Origin of the sequence: Sulfitobacter sp. HI0129 (assembly GCF_001635395.1) — a bacterium.
In the GTDB taxonomy this organism is placed as follows: Bacteria; Pseudomonadota; Alphaproteobacteria; order Rhodobacterales; family Rhodobacteraceae; genus Sulfitobacter.
Window position 1 is genome coordinate 1 of the sequence record NZ_LWGH01000456.1, and the last position, 3707, is coordinate 3707.

5 protein-coding genes are annotated in these 3707 nt (G+C 62.6%); all 5 read left to right on the forward strand.

Going from position 1 to position 3707, the window contains the following annotated elements; all coding sequences use genetic code 11:
* On the forward strand, positions 1-438 hold a 438-nt coding region (locus A3764_RS25180), incomplete at its 5' end, for a hypothetical protein (RefSeq protein ID WP_067951634.1).
* A gap of 205 nt (positions 439-643) precedes the next feature.
* Positions 644-1072, forward strand: a complete 429-nt coding sequence (locus A3764_RS12485) for a MucR family transcriptional regulator (protein ID WP_067923207.1) — start codon at positions 644-646, stop codon at positions 1070-1072.
* Positions 1073-1123: 51 nt separating this feature from the next.
* Positions 1124-2047 (forward strand): flagellar motor protein MotB, encoded by a 924-nt coding sequence (locus tag A3764_RS12490; protein WP_067923204.1) that lies wholly within the window; start codon positions 1124-1126, stop codon positions 2045-2047.
* A gap of 348 nt (positions 2048-2395) precedes the next feature.
* Entirely contained in the window at positions 2396-3034 is a 639-nt protein-coding gene (locus A3764_RS12495; protein ID WP_067923201.1) for a hypothetical protein, read from the forward strand.
* A gap of 55 nt (positions 3035-3089) precedes the next feature.
* On the forward strand, positions 3090-3707 hold a 618-nt coding region (locus A3764_RS12500; protein WP_150122162.1), incomplete at its 3' end, for a hypothetical protein.

Consider the following 3707-nt stretch of genomic DNA (forward strand, 5'->3'; position numbering starts at 1 on the left):
ATGATTCCCGTACTGGTGCGGGAGATCGCCCTGCGGGACGATTTCACGTCCTTCTATATCCCGCGCAAGGTGCTGGCGGCACAATGGCGGCCCGAGGATGGATTGATCCTTGATATTCCTTGCGAGCTTTTCCCGACAGGCTTTGCCGAGAACTGCGGCCGCCGCAAGGTGCGCGTCGCCGTGATGCCGCAGGGCGTCTTTGTCGAATTCGGCACGCAGTTGGAACCGGCGGCCACGGAACCGCCGCCGCTGCCCGATCTGCCGGACCTTCCGGAGCCGCCGAAGCGGAGCCTGCGCAAACGTCTGCTGGGCAATATCTACCTGCCGCTCGTCGCGGTTGCCGGTCTGGGCGTCACGGGGTTGTTCAGTTCGATCGTGGCGCAGACGCTGGCCTATCAGGACAAGCCGGCCACCATCGCGCGGGCGGATCAGCCATGAAACACCATTGCAAAACTGCCGCGTCTGCTTGCGAAAGCCGGGTATCCTTAAAGATAGATTATCTAACTGCCCGAAATATGTTATGGCAGGGCGGTGAGTAGTTGATTCTTTTCTTGCATGACAAAGAGCGTTTGCAAATTCATCCTTACACCCTTGCAGAAGGCAAGATTAACAGTCCAAAGAAAGTTGCCTCATGCCTAATTCAATGCCCAATCAGAGCCTGAGCGATACTGCAATTGCGACGATCGCCGCGGGCTATGCCAGCCGGTCGGATGTGTCCATCGACGATATCCTGACGCTTGTCGCGCGCCTGCAGGGCGCCACCGCCCCGGCGGAAGCGCAACCGGCCCCCGCCACCATCGCGCGCCAGACCCCGGCGATGCAGGTGGATCAGGCGATGACCGAGGACACGATCTTTTGCCTGTGTTGCGGCAAGGGCTTCAAGATGCTCAAGCGTCACATCGGTGCGGAACACGGTCTGAACGAAGCCGAATACCGCGCCATGTTCGGCCTGCCCGCGGACGCTCCGCTGGTCGCGCCGAGCTACAGCAAGCGCAAGGCGGAACATGCCAAGGAATCGGGCCTTGGCCGTTACGAACGGGAAGCTCCGGCCAAGAGCACCGAGATTTCCTGATCCGGCCAGCATCCACGCGCCGGAGGGCTTGATCGTGACTGAATCCAGACCGTGAGTACCAAGAAAAACATCCCCATCATCATCAAACGCTACGATAGCGATGGTGATCACGGCCACCACGGCGGCGGCTGGAAAGTGGCCTATGCCGACTTCATGACGGCGATGATGGCTTTCTTTCTGCTGCTGTGGATCGTTGCCGCGTCGGATGAAAAGCAGCTGCGCGGGCTGGCCAATTATTTCACGCCCACGCTGGCGGATTCGGATTCCCCCTCCGAAGGGGCGGCGGATCTGCGCCCGGTCACGACTTCGGGTATCATGTCGGGGGCCAGCGGGCCGCCGGGCAGTGTCGATGTGCCGTCTTTCGGGCGCGACAATCCGATGATGGTTTTCGACAGCCGGCTCCGCGACCTGCCCTCCGATGTGGTTGTGGAATATGCCGACGGGCCGGAAACGGATCTGCCCAGCGGGGATGCCGTCGAGAGGATCGACGACGCGCGCCAGAAGGAGATCGAGGCCATCGCGGAGGAGATCGCCGAGCGCATCAACGAGGATGCGACGCTGAAGGATCTGGCGCAGAACGTGCGGTTGCAGAAAAGCACGGATGCGCTGGTCGTCGAAGTGCTGGACCAGGACGCGCGATCGCTTTTCGCGCGGGGCAGTTCCGACGTGAGCGCGCGGACCCGCGAATTGCTGCTGGCCATCGGCGATGTCATCGCGGCGCAGCCCCAGCGGATCGAGATCGTCGGCCATACGGATGCGACGAGCTATGGCAGCCGGGGCGACTATTCCAACTGGGAGCTTTCGGCGGACCGCGCCAATGCGACGCGGCGGATCCTGCTGGACGCGGGCCTCGCGCCCGCGCGGTTCATGCGTATTTCGGGCGTGGCGGATACGCAGCCCTCGAACCTTGCCAACCCTTTCGCGGCGGAGAACCGGCGTATTTCGATCCGACTCGTCTATCGCGACGAGCCCTGATCGCCGCGCGGCGGGGAATCGGCCCGCTGACCGGCCAAAATCCATTTGCCCGTTAATGAGAAAAAATGTGTGACTTAATGAGCCAGGTCTGTGGCGGAATGGCTTCACTTCGAAAATTCCCGCAGGAAGCGAAGCCGTTTGCCTCTGTAACGTTGACAATGGTTAACGCCTCTTTACTCATGGTAAACACAGAGCAGAGCGCGGGCAAAAAACAAAAAACAGCCCGTATATAATCAAGGACAGAATGTCCGGAACGAGGCAGTAAATGCAGAGAATTCACTTATTAGTGGCATCTGGAAGGGTGCCTGCCGTCCAGCCAATGCAGCGGACAACCAGATTTTCAAATCCATGATCCGGGCGCTTGTTCCGGTGCAATCTTCCATCTTCGAACTCGACGGACGTTCTTCGGGTGCGGATGCCATGCTTGAGGATATCGAACTGATCCCCGGTGTGGCCCTGGGCGATATCCTTGCAGAAGAACTCGACGCCGATGTGCCTTTCGGTTCCGTCGTCATCATTCGCAGTGCAGAGGCGTTTACGGATGTTTCCCACGCGGTGGGCGAGGCATTGGGAGAGATCCTGCTGTCGGTCATCGGGCGCGGGCTTTTCCCGCTGGCGGATGAAGACAACGTTCTCTACCTCGTGGGGCTGGCCTATCACCGGGCGGCGCAGAGCCCGAAGCTGGCGCGGCTGGGTCTGGTGCCCGATGCTTTCCGGGCCGGGCTGAGCGGTGTGCTGGCCCAGTATTGGTCCCTCCCCGAGACAACCACGGATATTTTCGCCGCCGGCCCCAGCGCCGAGGTGTTGCCCATGCAACTGAGCGAGCTTCAGGGGCGGGGGACCGCCGGGCTGTCGCTGGCCGCGATGACCTCCTTCGATGCGCCGCCGACCTTTTGCCAGTGGACCCTGCGTCTGAAGACGCTGGCCGCCCGCCGCCAAGGCCGCCGCAGCGTACCCGTGCCGCACGGCAACGTCGGTATTTCCTGAAACGACGGCGCCCTCGTCGGGGGCGCCTGCGACAGTCGGAAAGAGGGGCAGCGATATGACTCCCATGGCGTTCCAGGTGGCCACACCCGCCGCTGGCCAGAGCAAACCGGCCGGGGCCGAAAATGCCCTGACGCAGGGCGGTGATGCCGCGTCGGGATTCGCGATGTTGATGCAGGGACAGTTTCCGGCTGAGGGCGCGAAGATGGCGCCGCTGATGGCCCCGCTCGCCACCGATGGGGTGGCTGAAGGGATAGCCACCCTGCCCGAGGGGATCGACCCCGAAAGCGCCGAGGGATTGGTGGCGCTGATGGAACATGTCGTTGGCCTGCTCGAAAACGAAGGCGGTGCGATCACGCCGCAGAAGGTGATGAAAGCCTTTGCCGCCGCACTCGGAGAGGCGCCTGCGGAAAGCTTTGCCGATCTCGACGCGGTTATCGCCGTGGCGGACGATACCCTTGCGCCCGCACTTGCCGAACGCATGACGGCGGCGTTGCGCAGCCTGCCGCATCCCGCGCAGCTTGGCCTTGCCTCGGGTGAGGTGCCCGCGGTGTCCCGGGCCGAGTTGCGCAACAGCGCGCGGCCCATCAATCTGAATGAGAACGCAGCCGGGCCGCAGACCGGTCCGATGCAGCAGGGGGCGGCCCCGCAGAACGCGCAAGCGGTCCAGAATGGC